The following is a 20,118-nucleotide window of genomic DNA, read 5'->3' on the forward strand; positions in this document are numbered from 1 at the left end:
TGATCATTTGGAAATCTACAGTTAGTTTTTGTAAAGGACTTAACTATCATCACCAGTTCGGTTTTTTATCTAATAACTAGTCTAATCTGTGCCATAAAACGTACGATCAAATAATTCGAGAGGGTTGTGACACATAACAACAACTTAACTGTGACTTATGTTCATAGGATCGAATTATTTAGAAAATAGGTGAGCTAGCTTTCATATTCTATGCTTTAATAGTGAGAAGCTTTGGGCGCATACTAATAAAAAAGTTGACACAAGGAGTGGTGAACATGAAAAGATGGCTTTTTCTGTTGCTGTTTTTTGTGCCTGGTGTTTGTCTAGCCAACGAGCTTCCGCCGCTTCCAGGTAAAACATCCCCTTCTCCTCATAAACTATTCATTTCCAGCGCTGACAGTTTTGATGTTTGGAATATCGATACGGGTTACGCCTACGAACTTTTTGATTCGGTAGACGTTTATGTCGGTGCGCGAGTCAATAACTCTCCTACCCAAAATCAAAGTGGTTTTTTGAGTGGGATCAGCTATCACTTTAATGATCGTGTCACGCTGAAAAGTACAGTTCGCTCTTACAAGAACGAAACAGCGGAAGGTATTCGCCAAGACGACAGCAGCCTCGCGGCTGAAGTATCAAGTCGCGTAAAAATTACCGATAAACTGGATCTTCACGCGACTCTTGATTACCAAGATTGGCAACAAGGCTTTGAGGTTGGTTTAGGCTTTCGTTTTTAGAAGTCCAGCTTTTGCTTAGAAATCAATACACCGTTCCAGTCCGCGTAAACGTAGTGCTTAGGTTGAACGATTTGGTTTTGCATCGTTAAGGTTACGTTTACCTCTCCTATCCCGCGTTTCTCTGTTTTAAACGGGTTAGTTCCAAGAGCTTGAACGCCAATGTCCATTTGAGATATTTGTGCTACGTCGCGTATTGCACCATAGACAATGATGCCTTCCCACCCATTTTCTATTCCGAGTATCGCTAATTGATCGCCGAGTAATGCTCTCTGACACGATCCATGCCCGTCAACAATCAATACTTTACCCGTTCCATCTTCGCCCAGTACTTCACGCACTTTCGAGTTATCGTGATAGCAGCGCACCGTAACGATTTCACCGTAAAAAGCGCTACGTTGACCAAAGTTCTGCAATGGTAAAGTAAGCAAGCTCACTTGGTCTTCAAATTGGTCACAAATATCGGGTGTAATGTCTCTCATATTTCCTCCGTGAATTTTCTCACCCAAGCGATGCTTCAGTGAGCAGTATCCTTTTCTATACCTTCTATACGAGCCGAGGTTTAATGGAGCCTAACGTATGAAAAACTTTCGGCTGCGAGCACGCAATAAGATAAAGTTGGTCATTAATGACGTAATAAATCGCGTTTTGTTGAAAGTCATTCGCCAATTCAACGGCTACCTCTGGCGACAACTCGACGGCAAAGCTTTCCTCATACCATGTAAAAGCGCTATCACCTACCGTGACAGGCGCGTAATTAACGTGCTGTAGCTGTTTTTCTAACGCGTGATTGTTTATGCTGTTCTCTTCTTTGGACCTCAAGTTACTGTATGGGTTCCAAGCGGTTATCACAGCATAGTTTGAAACACGCCACTCGGCTTCGAATCTGAAAAAAGATTCTGAATAAGCATTCCATAACGATGCGTCTATGTTCGTATTACTTTTTTCTATCATAAGTCTTAAACGATTAATAACAGTTACATTTCATCAATTGATATAAATCAACAAACTGAATGGAATTAACATTTGAGCATTGTTAGCATGCTGTTAACAATATAAAATCCGCTCAATATCTTAGGGTGTTTACGTTTCAGGCCCCACTGAAAGCAGGAAATGAAAGGTAAACAAGCCCTTTAGAATAAACGTCGCCATTGGATACTGGTGAGTTGGCAAAATTCCATGGAGGGCGGATAACTGAAAGAAGTGTTTTTTTGATCAACTTGATTTATTATCAAAATCACATTACCTGTATGTTATATTTTTGCCTAGAATTTATTCTATTAGCACAATTTTGTCACAAATTTAGGTACCGCCAATGCAAACCCCGCAGATTCTTATCGTTGAAGATGAGCAAGTAACTCGTAACACTCTTAAGAGTATTTTTGAAGCAGAGGGATACGCTGTTTTTGAAGCCAGTGACGGTGAAGAGATGCACCAAGTGTTGTCTGATAACTCAGTCAACTTGGTTATTATGGACATTAATCTTCCAGGCAAGAATGGCCTTCTACTAGCGCGTGAACTACGCGAGCAAGCGAACATTGCTTTAATGTTCCTGACAGGCCGTGACAATGAAGTAGACAAGATCCTAGGTCTTGAGATTGGTGCAGATGACTACATCACTAAACCATTCAATCCACGTGAGCTAACTATTCGTGCACGTAACCTACTTAGTCGCTCAATGAGCTCTAACGCGGTGCAAGAAGAGAAGCGCTCGGTAGAAAAGTATGAATTCAACGGTTGGGTACTAGACATCAACAGCCGCTCTCTAGTAAGCCCTGCTGGTGATAGCTACAAGCTACCTCGCTCTGAGTTCCGCGCACTACTGCACTTCTGTGAGAACCCGGGTAAGATTCAAACTCGTGCCGATCTTCTTAAGAAGATGACTGGTCGTGAACTTAAGCCACACGACCGTACTGTAGACGTAACGATTCGTCGTATCCGTAAGCACTTTGAGTCTGTTTCAGGTACGCCAGAAATCATCGCCACTATCCACGGCGAAGGTTACCGCTTCTGTGGCGATCTAGAAGACTAGATTTAACCGCTAATATCCGAAGGGCTTGCTCATTGAGCAAGCCCTTTTTGTTTTAGGTCTAACGACTAATGCAACATCATTGCGGTTAATAAACCTTGTTAATCTTCACGTACTTTTCGACTAACCAACGCTGTTTACCCGCATCGTCTAGAAGCACTGCGATATCAACCGATTTTTCTGTGTTCACATCAATGTGAGACGAGAACGCCACCTCCCATCGGCTTTCACTGTGCGTTCGAGTATCTAAAGACGCACTGTCCACCAACCACTCTTTTTGCCCCTGTTTAATAATAAGAGCTTCTGCCGTTAGATTTGCAGGAAGTAACTGATCTCCTTCGAGGTAAAGTGCACCTTGAATACTTTGCTCTTCCACGTCCCCAATATTCGGCATGAGGTTCACCCATAAATTACTTTTGAGCTCAACATTAACCTCATTAATCGTAATCTGACTGTTTTGTTGCCAATTCACATTTGGAACGGAACTACAGCCTGCCATCAATGCCATGGCTAATGCCAATGGTGCGATTCTTTTCATGTTATTTCCTTTGTTCCAACCAACTTTTGAGGACTTGAATATCGTTTTGGTATTCATTTTTGATCTCTTCAACCCAGTCTGAAATGTTTTCCCACCATGCAGGCATATCGGGCGATTGCGCTTTTTGCGCCACACTTTGGATACGTTTCAGGCCAATTGAACCTGCAGCACCTTTGATTTTATGCGCTTCAGAAACAATCCCATCTTGATCTTTCGCTGTCATGTTCGAATCTAAGACATCAATATAGTCTGGCATCATATCTTCAAACATTTTTATGCTGTCGTAGACAGGTTTTGCACCAACAATGTCGACGTAAGACTCTAACATATCCATATCGAGCAAATGTGTCTCAATCACAGGAGAAGGCACTGGCTCTTCCACTGTTTCGGGACCGCTCACCACTTCCTTAGGTTGTTCTAACTGGTGAGCGAAGAATTTATCAATCACTGACTGAATAGCATTCACTGCCAGCGGCTTACTGATCGCATCATCCATGCCGTTATCTAAGTATTCACGACGATCTTTCATTACATTAGCAGTTAAGGCGACCAATGGAGGAAGATTGTTATAATGCTTGCGGTAATAATTGGCGACATCAAAGCCCGTCATATCAGGCAGTTGGATATCCAACAACGCTAAGTCGTATTTTTCTGGCACAAAGTTCACTAACGCTTCTTGGCCCGTCATTGCCACGGTGACAGAGTGCCCTAGGCTCTCAAGTAACGATTTAGCCACAGTTACGTTAAGCTCGATGTCTTCGACCATAAATATGTTGAGGCGCACATTGTCGCGTTTCGCATCAATGACTGGCTCAGCTAGTTCAACAATCGGAACGTGGATCGATACAGTAAAAGTGCTACCAAAGCCTTCCTCACTGGTAACCGTAATGTCACCATCCATCATATTGATCAGTTGCTTAGATACCGCCAAACCAATACCTGTACCGACCGCATGCAGGTTGTCCTTGCCTGATTTCACTTGGTAGTACATCGCAAAGATCTTATCTAGCTCTTCGTCTGGGATACCAATACCAGTGTCTTCCACTTCCATAATAATGGTCGCAAAATCGTCTTCGACATCCGCGCTCACTGTCATCACAACGCCACCTTCTTTGGTGAACTTCATTGCGTTGCTGACCAAGTTCCAAATCACCTGACGTAGACGGGTTGCATCCACTTCAATTGCTTTTGGCAAGTCGCTTAAACGTTCTAAGTCAAAGCGTAACCCTTTTTGTTCCGCCATCAGAGCAGAGATACTCTCAATCTCTGCGACGAAGTCTTCGAAGTTAAGTGGCGCAGGTAATAGTTCTAACTTACGGCGATCAAATTTATCCATATCGATAATATCGTTGAAGATGTTACCTAGCGTAATCGCACTCACATTGATGGTCTGCATGTGTTTACGCTGCTCTTCTGTCAACGGACTATCTAGAAGCATACGACTTAAGCCTACAATGCCATTCAGCGGCGTTCGCAGCTCATGACTGATGGTTGAGATGAAGGTAGTTTTGTCGCGGCTTGCTTTCTCTAACGACTCTTCATGGCGCTTACGTTCAGTGATATCACGACCGAACCCAACGAGACCAAGGTGGCGGCCATCTTTGCTGTAAAATGGCACTTTACGCAGCTCAAAGTAATGCTTGCGACCATCTGGGTATTCGAGCCATTGCTCGTAAGTAATCGCTTGATTATCGGCAAAAACCTTTTGGTCAGTATCAACGATATGCTCGGCGATTTCTTTGCTATACACATCCCAAGGGCTTAATCCGACTAACTGGTGCTCTTTCTTGCCCGTTAGCTCTTCCATCGCGCGGTTACAGCCAGAGAAAACACCATCCGCATTGCGGTAGTAAATTAAGTCTGGTGAGGCATCAATAAATGAACGTAGTAATGCGGTACGTTCTGCCAGCTCTAATTGAGTACGTTCGCGTTGGAACACCTCGTTTTCGAGGTCTTGCATCGCCTCTTCACGTGCTTCTTCCGCTTTAATACGCTCTTCAATTTCTTGGTTAAGCTTTTCAATGTTTTGTTGAAGTTGGTAATTCAGCTCTTGATCTCGCGAACGCATGTCCTTCAGTTTGGACACCAGCTTAGTTAAACGCTGGCGAGACTCTTCTAGTTGATCGACAACCACAGAGAGGAAGTAAACCGCCCAAGGGGTGATCAATAGACCAAAAAACACCGAACGGACAATGTCGATATCATCTACTCGCCCTTTGAGAGCTAAAGTAATCCCTACCTGCACCACAACAGCTAATGCCACCAGCGCAAGGGCTAGCAAAATAGAGAAGCGAACAATCCCCAGTTTGACTAGCAAGTCGACATAATACTGGGCGAGATTTTTCATGGGTTTCATTAACTACTCCATGGTGGTGGCTAGATAGCGCCATTCGATGATGAAAAACAGGTAAATGCACTCGACCTAACGCAATTTAGGTCTGTTTGATTAGTGAAAAACACACGGTGCGATCTGCGCTTGTGACACGAGATAGAAAGATAAACCAACGAGCACACAGGCTTCTGTAATTTTAACGTGTTTAATACGGTGATTTAAACAATCAGCTATCAACTTAGAGCAAGCGGTCACAAAGCGTTAGCAAGAACTGGGGTGAATACAGGTGCGATTACGTCCATCAGCTTTAGCTTGATATAACGCACTGTCAGCCATAGCGATGCCCATTTCGGGTTCATCACCATGCTGAGGAATGTAAGAGATCAGACCGATACTGACGGTAAGGCGTTCAGATGCTTCTGAACTGTCGTGTTCCATATCAAGCTGTAGAATTTTCTCATGAATACGCTGCGCTACGTTGCGCGCACCTTCCGTGGTGGTATTCGGCAATATAAAACCAAACTCCTCGCCACCATAACGCGCAACACAATCCGAAGAACGATTGATGACTTGTGTAAACACGGTAGCAACACTGACTAACGCTTCATCACCTTGTTGGTGACCGTAACAGTCGTTGTAATCTTTGAAAAAGTCGATGTCACATAACATGATGGTGAGCGGCAGCTTTTCTCTAGCATGGTGGTACCACAATACCTGCAGTTGTTCATCGAAACGGCGTCGGTTCGATACTTGAGTTAAGCTATCCATAAAGCTCAATTTTTCTAACTCTAGGTTGGCTTTTTCCAACTTTTGTTCTGCAAGATAACGCTCAGAAATATCACGCGCCATGATCAGCACACCATTCGTTCCTGATGCTTTATCTTTAAAAGGCGATTTCACCACATCAAACCACGTACTTTTACCATCACTACTCACGACTTTATCTATGTATCGAACTGGCTCTAACTGGCGTAATGCTTCTAAGTCACTGTCTGCTAAGCGCGCGTACATCTCTTTAGGAATCACGTCTTGGAGGCGCTTACCTATCAAATCAGAAATTTTTGAAATGCCTAACGCCTTAACAAAAGGCTGATTACACGCTTGATAGACCATGTTCTCATTGAAAATACCAATGGAGTCCGGACTGGCATCCAGAATCGTTTGTAAGATAGTATCTCTTTGCGCTAGCGCCACCTCAGTATCTTTGCGACGCTCCATTTCATCTCGCAGATTCTGTTGCATCTTGTGCCATTCAGTCACGTCATGACTAATAGACAGCGTACCGATAAGCTCACCACTCGGCGAAACAAGAGAGTTTTGATTGACTTCCAATAAGCAACTTCGACCTTGTGGATCCGTTGTCCATTTACGTTCGCTTTTTCTGGTCATCTCACCCAAGGCCTTGGATGCGCAAGCTTCTTCCCTTCGCCCTTGCCAGAATTGATCAAATGCTCGATTGGTCGTTAACAGATTGCCTTGGCGGTCTTGGGTACAAATCAGCTCTGAAAGTGAGTCTAATGCCGAACGTGCGATGATTAATTGGGCAAGTTCTTGTTGCTGCTCTTGGTGAGTGGCTTGATATGGCTGAGCATAAAGAATCCAAACTCGATGATTGCGCAATAAACTCTTTCTGCCTGACAGCTCCACTTTAATAGATTCACTATCAGATAGTCGCCACTCAAAAGCCTGCTGACGAAAATGACGACTAGAGAAGCGATCGAGAAACTGCTCAAGCTCATGAATATCGAATAAAGCAGGATACAAATACCCCGTTCCCAAAGAGCGAATGCCTAATAACTGCATCGCAGCCTGGTTAGATAGCAAGAGCTGAGCATGGCTAGAGTCCACCACTATGACTGGATAGGGAGAATCCGTTACTAGTTGCTTAAGTGATGTCTGAAAGTGCAAATAGATCAGTGCTAACGCGCACACGCCTGCGATTAATAACAAGACGACATAGCCATAACCGCCTTGACCACCCCAAAGCCAATTGAGTAACTGATCCATCGTTTAAACCTTCAAAGAACACTGGTTAAAATATATCAGTTATTTATTGAGCGATCTGCTATTAATTCCGGTTTAGTATAGATAAAGGTATTACCCGTAAGACTCCCTTGAGCACCATGAGCACTGAGATCTCGACCAATTTCCGTCATCGCTAGCCAACGGTTTTCACACCACAGAGGCGATAATAACGTGGGCCTCCTGGCTGCTGATGAAACGCGATGATAAATCACATCTGGTGGTGTCATACGAATCATTTCACTGGCGATCGCAACATATTCTTCTAATTCAGGGGCTTCTAGCTTTCCAGCACGCCAAGCTTTCGCCATGGTGCTACCTTCGACAATATGCAAGCCATGTAACTTGATGCCATCCGTTCCCACGGCCAACACTTTTTGCAGCGTTTCAATATTTTCGGCGCGGGTTTCTTTGGGTAAACCCACAATTAAGTGAGTACAAACCTTGATTCCAAGTGTTCGCGCACGCTTAGTGATTTCGGCATAACACTCAAAGTCATGACCACGATTGATACGTTTTAGGGTGTCATTGTTGGCGGTTTGAAGACCTAGTTCTAGCCAAATTTCATAACCTTGCTGTACATAGCCCGACAGTAAATCCAATACCGCATCAGGGACGCAATCAGGACGCGTCCCCACACAAAGACCAACCATGTCTGCAGCCTTTAGTGCTTCCTCATACATGTTTTTGAGAACTTGTACCTCGGCATAGGTACTGGTGTAGGCCTGAAAATAAGCGAGATATTTCTTCGCTCTGTGAATTTCACCTGCGCGATCTTTTAACTGTTCGTGAATGCTTTTTATCTGGACTTCTTCATCTGCAAACGAAGCCACATTGCAAAATGTACATCCTCCCCGCCCAATCGTGCCATCGCGGTTAGGGCAACTAAATCCACCGTGCAATGTTAACTTATGAACCTTTTCACCGTATCGACGCTGAAGATCTTGGCCGATTGTATTGACCAACTCATGTAACTGCATAAATTCTCACCAACAATAAATCGTAATCAATCTCACTACGATCTGTGTAAATAAATTACATCCCTGCAAGAAAAAACACACAATATTAATCAATTCAAACACCCATCATGCGGGTCAAAATCAATAAACTTGCATAATTAAAGACAAAAATCGTTCATGTTGCGTAAATGTTAAACTAAAAATGCATAATTAAACGAAAAATTGGGTCACAACGCCGAGTTTTTCATTGCATTCTGAAGTGACAAAATTGTAGGATACTTACACAACCCCGTTATTTTTGTGACTTTTATTACAAAGCACACTGCGGGATTTGTCGGTGTTATCCCACTCCTACCTATATAAATCACTAGATAGTGATAATAAATAAAGGGATACCACCAAGGATTGTTTTTCTCGCAAAACTTTTCCTGCGAGATACGGAAAGGAATCAAGACCGGTCAACCTAGATCGGTGGCGATAATAAATATAAAGGACAAGACGTAATCAATAGTCTAGGTAGTATTTGCTGCCCGGTACTTTTGCGTCGACATTGAACTGGAAGGATGTATCTATGGTAGATAGAGAGCAAAATCCACAGGGTCTGTACACTCCGGAACTGGAGCATGACGCTTGTGGTATCGGTTTTGTTGCTCACCTTAAAAACCGTAAATCTCATGAAGTAGTGACTCAAGCATTGGATATGCTGGCTCGCATGGAACACCGTGGTGGTCAAGGTTGTGACCCATGCAGCGGTGATGGTGCGGGTATCTTGCTACAAAAACCTCATGAATTCCTATTAGAAGAAGCCGTTAAGCTAGGCATTAAACTGCCTTCGTTTGAAAAGTATGGTGTTGGTGTCGTTCTTTTCCCGAAAGACGAATACAAACGCGAGCAATGCCGTGACATTCTAGAACGTAACGCACAACGTCTAGATCTTGAAGTTATCGGCTACCGCGTATTGCCAACCGATAACTCAATGATCGGTGCAGACCCACTAAGCACAGAGCCTCAGTTTGAGCATGTGTTTATCTCTGGTGGCCCGGGCATCACACCTGAAGAGCTAGAGCGCAAACTGTACGTACTTCGTAACTATACTGTACGTGTTTGCCTAGAAAGCGTTTCGAACATTGGTGACGACTTCTACATTAACTCCATGTCTTACAAGACATTGGTGTACAAAGGTCAGTTAACGACCGAGCAAGTACCTCAGTACTTCCTTGATCTACAAAACCCGACCATGGTGACTGCACTGGCACTGGTACACTCTCGTTTCTCTACCAATACCTTCCCGAAATGGCGTCTTGCACAGCCTTTCCGTTACATTGCCCACAACGGTGAAATCAATACAGTTCGCGGTAACTTGAACTGGATGAAAGCCCGTGAAGCAATCCTAGAATCAGACCTGTTTACTCAGGCTGAAATCGACATGCTTCTTCCAATCTGTCAGGAAGGCAGCTCGGATTCATCTAACTTCGATATGGCACTTGAGCTCCTAGTTCTTTCTGGTCGCAGCCTGCCACACGCATTGATGATGATGATCCCGGAAGCATGGCAAGAAAACAAAAACATGGATCCTAAACGTCGCGCGTTCTATCAGTACCACGCGAACATCATGGAACCATGGGATGGTCCTGCTTCAGTATGTTTTACTGATGGTGTTCAAGTTGGTGCGACACTAGACCGTAACGGTTTGCGCCCTTCTCGCTACACAGTGACCAAAGATAACTTCCTAGTGATGGCATCTGAATCTGGTGTTGTGGATATAGAACCAGAAAACGTTGAGTTCCGTGGTCGCCTACAACCAGGTCGTATCTTCGTTGCAGACCTAGAGCAAGGTCGCATCATCTCCGATGAAGAAGTGAAAGACACCATTGCAACAGCGCAGCCTTACGAGAAGTGGGTAGAAGAAAACCTACTGAGCTTGAAGAAGCTGCCAGATGCGAGCAACCAGTTCAGCCAACCTAAGCCAGAACACCTTCTACACCGCCAACAAGCGTTTGGCGTAAGCACTGAAGAAGTGAACGAAATCATCGTTCCAATGGCGAATGACGCGAAAGAACCATTATCAGCAATGGGTGCCGACTGGCCTCTTGCGGTTCTATCTCATCAGTCTCAACATCTCTCTAACTACTTCAAGCAGCTGTTCGCACAGGTAACCAACCCACCGATCGACCCGATCCGTGAGCGTATGGTTATGTCGCTGAACACTTACTTGGGTAAAGACCAAAACCTTCTGACTGAAACACCACTTCACTGTCAGAAAGTAGAATTGGAATCGCCTGTTCTAGCCAACTCTGAGCTTGAAAAACTGCGTGCGATCGATAACGAGCACCTACAAGCGAAAACGTTGGATATCGTATTCCAAGCTAGTGAAGATCAAGGCAAACTTGAGCGTGCATTAAAACGTATCTGCCAATACGCAGAAGACGCGGTTATCGATGGTTACTCAATCATCCTACTCACTGACCGCGCAGTGAATTCAAACCACGCTGCGATCCCAGCAATGCTGGCAGTTGGCGCAGTGCACCACCACTTGATCCGTAAAGGTCTACGTGCGAAGTGTGACATCGTGGTTGAAACTGGTGACGCGCGTGAAACGCACCACTTTGCAACGCTACTTGGTTACGGTGCGAATGCGGTTAACCCTTACCTAGTGATTGAAACCATCATTGAACTTCAACGTACGAAGAAGTTGGATCCAGAAGCGAACCCTCGTGATCTGTTCAACAACTACCGTAAAGCGATCAATGGCGGTCTTCTGAAGATCTTCTCGAAGATGGGTATCTCAACGCTACAGTCGTACCATGGTGCGCAAATCTTCGAAGCCTTGGGCATCCACAAATCCGTGGTAGACAAATACTTCACAGGTACAGTTTCTCGTATCCAAGGTCTAACCCTTGATGATATCGCCAAAGAAGTGCTGATCCGTCACCGCATCGGTTACCCACAACGCGAAATCCCAATTCAAATGCTGGATGTTGGTGGTGTTTACCAATGGAAACAGCGTGGTGAAAAGCACCTATTCAACCCAGAAACCATTTCTCTACTGCAAGAGTCTACGCGCAACAAGAACTACGATCAGTTCAAGCAGTACGCGACAGCCGTAGATAAACAAGGTGACAACGCAGTAACTCTGCGTAGCCAGCTAGAATTCATTAAGAACCCAGCAGGTTCTATCTCTATCGACGAAGTCGAACCAATTGAAAGCATCGTGAAACGCTTCGCGACGGGCGCTATGTCATTCGGTTCTATTTCTTACGAAGCACACTCCACACTAGCTGTTGCGATGAACCGTCTTGGCGCGAAATCGAACTCTGGTGAAGGTGGTGAAGACCCAATGCGTTTCGAGCGCAAAGAGAACGGCGATTGGGAACGCTCTGCAATCAAGCAGGTGGCTTCAGGTCGTTTCGGCGTAACCTCTTACTACCTAACTAACGCTGAAGAGCTGCAAATCAAAATGGCTCAAGGTGCGAAGCCAGGTGAAGGTGGTCAGCTACCAGGCGATAAAGTAGATGACTGGATCGGTGCAACGCGTCACTCGACTCCGGGCGTTGGCCTTATCTCGCCACCACCACACCACGATATCTACTCAATCGAAGATTTAGCTCAGCTTATCTACGACTTGAAGAACGCGAACCGCGCAGGCCGTGTAAACGTGAAGCTGGTATCAGAAGCAGGCGTAGGTACGATCGCTTCTGGTGTAGCGAAAGCGAAAGCGGACGTTGTACTAATCGCAGGTTTCGACGGCGGTACAGGTGCATCACCAATGTCTTCAATCCGCCATACAGGTCTTCCTTGGGAACTTGGCTTGGCAGAAACGCACCAAACGCTACTGAAGAACGGTCTACGTAACCGTATCGTGGTTCAAGCAGATGGTCAGATGAAGACACCTCGCGACCTTGCAGTGGCAACACTACTTGGTGCAGAAGAATGGGGCGTAGCAACCGCAGCATTAGTGGTTGAAGGTTGTATCATGATGCGTAAGTGTCATAAGAACACTTGTCCTGTTGGTATCGCAACTCAAAACAAGACGCTTCGCGAGCGCTTTGATGGTCGCGTTGAAGACGTCGTCACCTTCTTCCAATACATGGCACAAGGTCTACGTGAAATCATGGCTGAACTTGGCTTCCGCACTATCGATGAAATGGTCGGTCAAGGTCAGAAGCTGAAGATTCGCCAAGACATTTCTCACTGGAAATACAAGAACCTAGATCTGTCTCCTGTTCTCCACGTTGAGCAACCACGTGAAGCTGATGGTGTATTCAACCAAGCTCAGCAGAATCACAACCTAGAAGAAGTGCTAGACCGTAAGCTGATTCAAGCGGCGATTCCTGCACTAGAGAAAGGCGAAGCGGTGAATGCCGAGTTCCCTATCGTCAACACGGACCGCTCTGCAGGTACCATGTTGTCGAACGAAATCTCGAAAGTGTACAAAGATGCGGGTCTACCTCAGCCAATGAACGTGAAGTTCAAAGGTTCTGCGGGTCAGTCATTCGGTGCATTCCTAGCTAAGGGCGTGAAGTTCGAAGTGGAAGGCGACGCGAACGACTACTGGGGTAAAGGCTTATCTGGCGGTACCTTAGTACTTTACCCAGATGCAAAATCAAGTATTGTCGCGGAAGACAACATCGTGGTTGGTAACGTGTGTTTCTACGGTGCAACTTCGGGTGAGTCTTTCATTCGCGGTATGGCTGGTGAACGTTTCTGTGTTCGTAACTCAGGCGCGAAAGTAGTAGTAGAAGGCGTCGGTGACCACGGTTGTGAATACATGACTGGCGGTGCAGCCATCATCCTTGGTTCAACAGGTCGTAACTTTGCCGCTGGTATGAGTGGCGGCGTGGCTTACGTATGGGATAAATCAGGTGACTTTGAGTCAAAACTGAACCCAGAGCTAGTAGACCTAGATCCAATCGAGCAAGAAGACAGAGATCTATTACTCGACATGCTAACTAAGCATGTTCAATTCACAGGAAGTGAAGTCGCTCAGTCTTTCCTAGACAACTTTGAAGCAAGCCTAGCCTCTATGGTTAAGGTAATGCCGCGTGACTACAAAGCGGTTCTTCAAAAGCGTAAAGCTGAAGCACAGTCTCAAGGAAACGAAACTCAAGTGGAGGCCGTATAATGGGTAAGCCTACTGGATTTTTAGAGCATGGTCGTGAACTACCACAGAAGATCGACCCAGCTGAACGCATCAAGAACAACAAAGAGTTCGTCCTGAACGAGGAGTTTGGTGACAAAATCAATACTCAGGCTTCTCGTTGTATGGATTGTGGTGTGCCGTTTTGTCATAACGGCTGCCCTATCGGTAACATCATCCCAGAGTTTAACGATGCAGTTTATCGTGATAGCTGGGAAGAAGCTTGGAACATCCTAAGCTCGACGAACAACTTCCCAGAGTTTACTGGTCGTGTTTGCCCTGCTCCATGTGAAAGTGCTTGTGTTCTTGGTATCAACCAAGACCCAATCACTATCTGTAATATCGAAAAAACTATCGTAGAAACGGCGTATCGTGAAGGGTACGCCAAACCAAAAACACCACGATCTCGCACTGGTAAAACGGTGGCGATCATTGGTTCTGGACCTGCTGGTCTTGCGGCTGCTGAGCAGCTAAACAGCGCAGGCCATACCGTGACAGTATTCGAGCGAGACGAGAAAGTGGGCGGTCTGCTACGTTTTGGTATCCCAGACTTTAAACTGAGCATGGAAGTCATTGATCGCAAGATCAATCTAATGGCAGAAGCTGGCATTGAGTTTAAAGTAAACCAACACGTCGGTGTTGATGTAAATGCTCAGCAACTGCGTCAAGAATTCGATGTGGTTCTACTGACGGGAGGCTCAACAGTTCCACGTGATTTGCCAGTTCCGGGTCGTGAGCTCAAAGGCGTTCACTTCGCAATGGAATTCCTAGGTCAAAACAACCGCCGTGCAAATAACATGGACCTGAAAACGGAAGAGATTCACGCAAAAGGTAAACATGTGGTTGTCATCGGTGGTGGTGATACCGGTTCAGACTGTGTAGGTACGTCAAACCGTCACGGCGCAGCAAGCGTAACTCAAGTGGAAATCATGCCGATTCCACCAGAAAAGCGTCCTGCCAATATGCCTTGGCCTCAATACCCAATGATCCTACGTACTTCGACCTCTCATGAAGAAGGTGTCGATCGTCACTGGAACATCCTGACCAAAGAGTTCATCGGAAATGACAAAGGTGAAGTCACAGGCCTTCGTCTTGCTGATATCGTTTGGCAAGATGCAAAACCAGGCGAGCGCCCAAGCTTCAAAGAAGTAGAAGGCAGCGAGCGTGTGATTCCATGTGATATGGCATTTCTAGCGATGGGCTTCCTACACCCTGAACCAACAGGCGTACTTGCTCAACTGGATATCGCACTAGACGATCGCGGTAACGTAGCAACTCAAGATTTTGCTACTAACCAAGAAGGCGTATTTGCTGCTGGTGATATGCGAACAGGACAATCTTTGGTGGTTCGTTGTATCAATGAAGGCCGCGAATGTGCCCGTGCTATCGATGATTACCTAATGGGTGGCACAAACCTAGAAGCAAAAGCAGATTCACTGATGCTTTCTGCTTAACGAAGCAGTCATGCTTCTCTCTTTCAATTGCCTAATAGCCATCAGCAATATCGATGGCTATCGGTGAAGAAAGAAAACAATTCCTTCCAATCTTTCTATTTTGACCAGCATTTTATGCTGGTCTTTTTTATCTCCCACAGAATCAAATGTTACTTTTTTGTAACAATCAATTTTCTATCTATTTGAAATTATTAAACTATTTTAGCTTATTAAATGGTAAATCGTATATTCACGTGATGATCCACTAATAACTTGACCTTTTTTACAATAAGCTATAGCTTGTGAAGTTGATGAAAATAAAACACTCAAAAAATGTTAAATATTTCACAACTTTTACTGAATAATTATACATAAAGCTATAAAGATGACGCATAGTTAGTCATCGATATCAACGTAAGCAGTGTTGATATATCTGTCGGGATGACGGATAAGCAAAGGGAGAATTGCAATGGCTCTTTATGATCCAAGTCTTGAGAAAGACAACTGTGGATTTGGCTTGATCGCGCATATGGAAGGCGAACAAAGCCACAAGCTGGTACGTACAGCAATTTCTGCACTTGACCGCATGACTCACCGTGGTGGTATCGCCGCCGATGGTAAAACTGGTGATGGTTGTGGTCTTCTATTACAAAAGCCCGATTCCTATTTACGTCTTATTGCCGAAGAAAATGGTTTCAACCTTGGCAAGCAATACGCCGTAGGGATGATTTTCTTCAACCAAGATCCAGTCAAAGCTCAACTCGCTAAAGACATCGTCAACAAAGAACTGGCGCAAGAGACGCTAACTGTGGCTGGTTGGCGTGAAGTACCAACTAATTCAGAAGTACTCGGTCCAATTGCGGCCAACTCGCTTCCAAATATTCAGCAAGTCTTTATCTCTGCACCGGCAGGTTGGCGCGAGCGTGACATTGAACGTCGTCTCTACATCGCACGCCGTCGCATCGAGAAACAAATCACCGAAGATCCGGATTTCTACATCTGTAGCTTGTCGACTCAAGTTTTGGTGTACAAAGGCCTATGCATGCCTGCGGACTTACCGCGCTTTTATCTTGATCTTGCCGATCTACGTATGGAATCTGCTATCTGTCTGTTCCACCAGCGTTTTTCTACCAACACTCAACCGCGTTGGCCATTAGCTCAACCGTTCCGCTACCTTGCTCATAATGGTGAGATCAATACCATTGAAGGTAACCGACAATGGGCACGCGCTCGTGCTTATAAGTTCTCGTCACCACTGCTGCCTGACCTACAAACTGCAGCACCGTTTGTGAACGAGACAGGCTCAGACTCGTCTAGCTTAGATAATATGCTAGATCTCTTTTTAGCTGGCGGCATGGATATCTTCCGTGCCATGCGTATGCTCGTACCGCCAGCATGGCAAAACCACCCGGATATGGATCCGGATTTGCGTGCGTTTTACGATTTCAACTCCAAACACATGGAACCATGGGATGGCCCAGCAGGTATCGTACTGTCCGATGGTCGTTATGCTGCTTGTAACCTAGACCGAAACGGTCTACGTCCTGCGCGTTATGTAATTACCAAAGACAAGCTGATCACTCTGGCATCTGAGGTAGGGATTTGGAATTACGCCCCAGATGAAGTTGCCAAAAAAGGTCGTGTAGGTCCGGGGGAATTGCTCGTCATCGACACTCGTAAAGGTAAGCTTTGGCAGTCTAGCGAGATCGATAATGACCTGAAATCTCGTCACCCTTATCGCGAATGGATGGAGAACAACGTTCGCAAACTAACACCGTTCTCTCAGCTGCCTGAAGATCAAGTAGGTGAGCGCAGCTTTGATGAAGACTTGCTTAAGACTTATCAAAAGCAGTTTGCCATGAGCAGTGAAGAAGTCGATCAAGTATTGCGTGTCCTCGGTGATATGGGGCAAGAAGCCGTCGGTTCGATGGGTGATGACACCCCGATGGCGGTTCTTTCTTCGAAAGAGCGCTTGGTGACTGATTACTTCCGTCAGAAGTTCGCGCAGGTCACCAACCCACCAATCGATCCGCTGCGTGAGAAACACGTCATGTCGCTAGCGACCAGCATCGGCCAGGAGATGAACGTCTTCTGTGAAACCGATGGCCACGCGCATCGTGTAACCTTTGATTCTCCAGTACTGCTCTATTCAGACATGCAGCAACTACTAGAGCTGAGTGACGATCATTACCGTAATACCATTCTCGATATCAACTACGACCCACAACAAAAAGATCTTAAACAAGCCATTAATGATCTGTGTGAGCAAGCAGAGCAAGTCGTTCGTGAAGGCACGGTTTTAGTGGTTCTTTCGGACAGAGCCTTGGTCAAAGGTAAGTTACCAATTCCGGCAGCAATGGCAGTCGGCGCCGTTCAAACTCGTCTGATTGACGCGAACTTACGTTGCGATGCCAACATTGTTGTCGAAACCGCAACAGCCCGTGATCCACACCAATTTGCCGTCTTGCTTGGTTTTGGTGCCACTGCGGTTTACCCATACCTTGCTTATGAAGCGTTAGGTAAACTGATTGATGATAAAGCGCTAGAGAAAGACTACCGCGATGTGATGCAAAACTACCAATACGGCATCAACAAAGGCCTGTACAAGATCATGTCGAAAATGGGGATCTCAACCATCGCCTCTTACCGCTGCTCACAACTATTTGAAGCAGTTGGCTTGAGCCAAGATGTGGTCGATCTGTGTTTTAAAGGCGTCACAACTCGAATTGAAGGCGCGAATTTTGACGACTTCCAGCAAGATCTTACAAACTTATCTCGTAAAGCATGGGCGAAACGCAAATCGATTGATCATGGCGGCTTGTTAAAGTACGTCCATGGAGGTGAATATCATGCTTACAACCCGGATGTCGTCGGCACGCTGCAACAGGCCGTTAAATCTGGCGAAAGTAACGACTATCAGAGCTTTGCTAAGCAGGTAAACCAACGCCCTGTTGCCATGCTGCGTGACTTAATGTCGCTGAAAAAATCAGACTCACCGCTGCCACTTGAGCAAATAGAACCACGCACTGAACTGTTCAAACGCTTTGACTCAGCGGCAATGTCCATTGGCGCACTTAGCCCAGAAGCGCATGAAGCACTTGCAACGGCGATGAACCGTCTTGGTGGTTACTCTAACTCGGGTGAAGGCGGTGAAGATCCTCGCCGTTTCGGTACTGAGCGTAACTCACGTATCAAACAGATTGCTTCTGGCCGATTTGGTGTAACGCCGCATTACCTGACTAATGCGGATGTACTGCAAATCAAGGTGGCACAAGGTGCGAAACCGGGTGAAGGTGGACAGCTACCAGGACACAAAGTCACCGCAGAAATCGCAAAACTGCGTTATTCGGTACAAGGCGTGACTCTGATCTCCCCTCCTCCGCATCACGATATCTATTCGATTGAAGATTTGGCCCAGCTGATCTTCGACCTTAAACAAGTCAACCCGAATGCACTGGTTTCGGTAAAACTCGTCTCCGAGCCAGGTGTCGGCACCATCGCAACGGGTGTAGCCAAGGCTTACGCAGATCTTATTACCATTTCGGGTTACGACGGTGGTACCGCAGCAAGCCCATTAACTTCGGTAAAATACGCTGGTAGCCCTTGGGAGTTGGGGTTGGCAGAGACACAACAAGCTCTGGTTGCTAATGGTCTGCGTCATAAGATTCGCCTACAGGTAGACGGTGGTCTAAAGACTGGTTTAGACGTAGTTAAAGCCGCAATTTTAGGTGCAGAAAGCTTCGGTTTTGGTACTGCGCCAATGGTCGCTATGGGTTGTAAGTTCCTACGAATTTGTCACCTCAACAACTGTGCAACTGGGGTTGCGACTCAAGACGAGACACTGCGTAAAGAATACTTCAAAGGTCTACCAGAAATGGTGATGAATTACTTCATCGGCCTGGCAGACGAAGTGCGCGGATTACTCGCCGAACTTGGCGTTGAAAAGCTGACGGACTTGATTGGTCGTACCGATTTACTTGAGGCAGTAGAGGGATTTACAGCGAAACAGACCAAGCTGGATCTATCCAATATTCTAGAAGCTCCAGTATCACCTGAGGGCCATCCGCTATTTTGGACAGAGCCAAACAAACCGTTTGATAAAGCTGAGCTCAACCAAAAGATCGTTGATGATGCCATGCATGCGGTCGAAAACAGTCAATCGGCAAGTTTCTTCTACAATGTCATCAACACTGATCGTTCTGTTGGTGCACGCTTATCTGGCGAAATAGCAAAACGCTATGGCAACCAAGGGTTGGCGGCTTCCCCAATCAAAATCTATCTTGACGGCACCGCAGGCCAGTCCTTTGGTGTTTGGAACGCAGGTGGTGTAGAGCTTTACCTCACGGGCGATGCGAACGACTACGTGGGCAAAGGCATGGCGGGTGGTAAAGTGGTTATCAAACCTCACCTTGGCACCGCATTTAAATGCAATGAAGCAACTATCATTGGTAACACCTGCCTGTACGGCGCGACCGGCGGTAAACTATTTGCAGCCGGTAAAGCAGGTGAGCGTTTCGGCGTACGAAACTCAGGTACGATAGCCGTCATTGAAGGTGCTGGCGATAACGCTTGTGAGTACATGACTGGCGGTATTGTTGCCATTCTTGGTGCGACAGGTGTGAACTTTGGCGCGGGTATGACTGGAGGCTTTGCCTATGTTCTGGATGAGAACCAAAGCTTTGAAGGTCGAGTTAATACTGAGTCTGTCGAAGCCATCTCATTGTCCGATCTTTACATCCACCAAGAACATTTGCGTGGCCTAATTGCGGAACACCTTGAAGAAACAGGGTCGAGTCATGCAGAAAATATTTTGGCGAACTTTGATGAATGGATTCCAAAGTTCTATTTGGTGAAACCACAAGCGGCAGATCTTCGCACGCTACTTGGTCACCAGAGCCGCAGTGCCGCAGAGCTGCGTGTTCAAGCACAGTAATCAT

11 protein-coding genes are annotated in these 20,118 nt (G+C 45.9%); 5 read left to right on the top strand and 6 right to left on the bottom strand.

Annotated elements, in window-relative coordinates; translation table 11 throughout:
- The first annotated feature begins 275 nt into the window (after window positions 1–275).
- Complete coding sequence (locus R7D93_RS13305) at window positions 276–734, top strand: ribonuclease regulator (RefSeq protein ID WP_225496814.1); 459 nt, start codon at window positions 276–278, stop codon at window positions 732–734.
- On the opposite strand, the gene R7D93_RS13310 is transcribed toward R7D93_RS13305, so the two are convergent.
- Window positions 731–1,213: a putative 4-hydroxy-4-methyl-2-oxoglutarate aldolase gene (locus R7D93_RS13310; RefSeq protein WP_005381822.1), complete on the bottom strand. Its 483-nt coding sequence runs from the start codon at window positions 1,211–1,213 to the stop codon at window positions 731–733. The two genes, R7D93_RS13305 and R7D93_RS13310, sit on opposite strands and share 4 nt — an antisense overlap.
- Window positions 1,214–1,277: 64 nt before the next feature.
- A complete protein-coding gene (locus tag R7D93_RS13315; RefSeq protein WP_053306886.1) occupies window positions 1,278–1,685 on the bottom strand; it encodes a DUF3293 domain-containing protein in 408 nt (135 codons plus the stop codon).
- 361 nt (window positions 1,686–2,046) lie between these two features.
- Between R7D93_RS13315 and arcA the strand changes: the two genes are divergently transcribed.
- Window positions 2,047–2,763 carry a two-component system response regulator ArcA gene (arcA, locus tag R7D93_RS13320; protein WP_005381824.1) on the top strand — a complete coding sequence of 239 codons (717 nt, stop codon included), beginning with the start codon at window positions 2,047–2,049 and terminating at the stop codon, window positions 2,761–2,763.
- An 85-nt stretch (window positions 2,764–2,848) separates the two neighbouring features.
- Here the strand turns inward: arcA and R7D93_RS13325 are convergent, their stop codons facing one another.
- From R7D93_RS13325 to R7D93_RS13340, 4 genes are all read right to left on the bottom strand, one after another.
- Window positions 2,849–3,298, bottom strand: coding sequence for a hypothetical protein (locus tag R7D93_RS13325; RefSeq protein ID WP_005381825.1), 450 nt, complete (start codon window positions 3,296–3,298; stop codon window positions 2,849–2,851).
- Between the two features lies 1 nt (window position 3,299).
- Entirely contained in the window at window positions 3,300–5,654 is a 2,355-nt protein-coding gene (gene arcB, locus R7D93_RS13330; protein ID WP_005381826.1) for an aerobic respiration two-component sensor histidine kinase ArcB, read from the bottom strand.
- 237 nt (window positions 5,655–5,891) lie between these two features.
- Complete coding sequence (locus R7D93_RS13335; protein ID WP_225496812.1) at window positions 5,892–7,637, bottom strand: GGDEF domain-containing protein; 1,746 nt, start codon at window positions 7,635–7,637, stop codon at window positions 5,892–5,894.
- A 35-nt stretch (window positions 7,638–7,672) separates the two neighbouring features.
- Window positions 7,673–8,632, bottom strand: a complete 960-nt coding sequence (locus R7D93_RS13340; protein WP_017633631.1) for a TIGR01212 family radical SAM protein — start codon at window positions 8,630–8,632, stop codon at window positions 7,673–7,675.
- A gap of 550 nt (window positions 8,633–9,182) precedes the next feature.
- On the opposite strand from R7D93_RS13340, the gene gltB (R7D93_RS13345) reads away from it, so the two are divergent.
- From gltB (R7D93_RS13345) to gltB (R7D93_RS13355), 3 genes are all read left to right on the top strand, one after another.
- Window positions 9,183–13,733 (top strand): glutamate synthase large subunit, encoded by a 4,551-nt coding sequence (gene gltB / locus R7D93_RS13345; protein ID WP_136976980.1) that lies wholly within the window; start codon window positions 9,183–9,185, stop codon window positions 13,731–13,733.
- Complete coding sequence (locus tag R7D93_RS13350) at window positions 13,733–15,202, top strand: glutamate synthase subunit beta (RefSeq protein WP_138938955.1); 1,470 nt, start codon at window positions 13,733–13,735, stop codon at window positions 15,200–15,202. The genes gltB (R7D93_RS13345) and R7D93_RS13350 overlap by 1 nt, the downstream gene beginning before the upstream one ends.
- Before the next feature lie 448 nt (window positions 15,203–15,650).
- Window positions 15,651–20,114 (top strand): glutamate synthase large subunit, encoded by a 4,464-nt coding sequence (gene gltB / locus R7D93_RS13355; RefSeq protein WP_213868506.1) that lies wholly within the window; start codon window positions 15,651–15,653, stop codon window positions 20,112–20,114.
- The last annotated feature ends 4 nt before the right edge of the window (window positions 20,115–20,118 follow it).

This window comes from Vibrio sp. YT-15 (genome assembly GCF_033337445.1).
Lineage (GTDB): Bacteria > Pseudomonadota > Gammaproteobacteria > Enterobacterales > Vibrionaceae > Vibrio > Vibrio alginolyticus.